We start from the raw sequence: 1,594 nt of genomic DNA on the forward strand, positions 1-1,594 counted from the left end.
TTTTTGAGTGCTTTTCCCGCAAGAACTGAGGTTTCGCGGGGGTAGTGATGAGGGTGTGGATCGCCGCGGCGCACTGCTCCGGCGCCTCCCAGTGGACCATGTGCCCCGCACCCGGAACCACGATGGCCCGCCAGCCTGGATGCCGGGTCAGGAAATCGTCCACCGCCGACGGCGGCCGCGTGCCGTCGCCGGCACCGACGATCACCTGGGTGGGCGCAACGATGCGGTCTGGAACCTCCGGCGCCGCGCCCTCCAGGCCGGCCCGCAGACTTGCCAGTACGACGCTGGCGGGCAGCTTGAACGGCGCCTCCAGCATGGCGCGGTGCTCCTGGGGGATGCTTCCGTACCAGCTGTGCAGGCACTGTTCGGCCGCCTGCGGATCGACCTGTGCTGAAGCGACAGGGCCGGAAATAACAGGGTCGGAAAGAAACAGTTCGGTCAGGAACAGCTCCGCCAGGCGCGTGCGCACAGCCGGGGCCGGCGGCACGGGCACCATCCCCACCAGCGTCAGCGTGGCCACGAGTTTCGGGTGCGCTGCGGCGAGCGTCGCGCCGATGCTGCCGCCGAGCGAGTGGCCCACCAGGTGGAACGGAACTGCCTGCCCAACCGGAGTTGCGGCACCCAGTCCGGGCTGTCGGCGTCGTACTTCTGCCGCGAGCCATTCGGCTGCTTCGGAAACCGTCCACCCGAAGCTATCCGGCAGCGGTGACTCGGGTCCGTAACCCGGGAGCGTGACGGGCTCCACCTGGTGCCCCAGCGCCCGCAGCCGGCCGGCGACGGGTTCCCAGTAGCAGGCGGGGCAGGCCCAGCCGGGGATGAGCAGGACCGGATGTTCCGTCATGGAGGTCAGTCTAAGCGGTCCGTTGCTTTTGGAAACTGATCAGCAAGCTTGTAATATATAACGCTTGTTTGGCGGATCCGGTATTTCCGGGGCGCCGGATGCACGGCTAGTCACAGCAAATGACCTCTATGAAAGAAGGCCCAAATGCCGAGAGACGTCCATCCTTCCGTTCCCACCCGTCCGCCCGCCCAGGCCGCGAATCTGCTGAAGATCCGGCGCCGGAAACTGTGCGTTGACGATGTCAACGTCGTCGAAAAGCCGATGCTGAAGAAGGCTGTCGGCGGCACTGTCGTCGGCAACACGATGGAATGGTACGACGTCGGCGTCTTCGGCTACCTGACGCTGGTCATGGGTGCCGTTTTCCTCCCCGAGGCGGATGCGGCCGTGCAGCTGATGTTCGTCCTCGGCACCTTCGCCGTCACCTTCATCTTCCGCCCGCTCGGCGGCGTCATCTTTGGCCACCTCGGAGACAAGATCGGGCGGCAGAAGACCCTCGCCTGGACGCTGATTCTGATGTCGGTGTCTACCTTCGCCATCGGCCTGCTGCCGGGATATGCGCAGATCGGATTCTGGGCGCCGCTGCTGCTGGTGCTGATGAAGATCATCCAGGGCTTCTCCACCGGCGGCGAGTACGCCGGCGCCACCACCTTCGTGAGCGAGTACTCCCCGGACAAGCGCCGCGGATTCCTCACCAGCATCCTGGACCTGGGCAGCTATCTCGGCTTCGCCATCGGCGCCATTGTGGTGTCGCTG

Annotated in this window: 2 protein-coding genes; one reads left to right on the forward strand and one right to left on the reverse strand. The window is 65.7% G+C overall.

All coding sequences use genetic code 11. The features are described 5' to 3' along the window. Positions 1–841 (reverse strand): alpha/beta fold hydrolase (locus tag AC5RVV_RS17315; protein ID WP_494002598.1); only part of this gene is annotated, 841 nt, incomplete at its 3' end. 144 nt (positions 842–985) lie between these two features. Here AC5RVV_RS17315 and AC5RVV_RS17320 point away from each other — a divergent pair. Continuing rightward, positions 986–1,594, forward strand: a 609-nt coding sequence (locus AC5RVV_RS17320) for an MFS transporter (protein ID WP_494002599.1), incomplete at its 3' end; no start/stop codon positions are given.

This window comes from Arthrobacter sp. MDT2-34-1 (assembly GCF_059091365.1).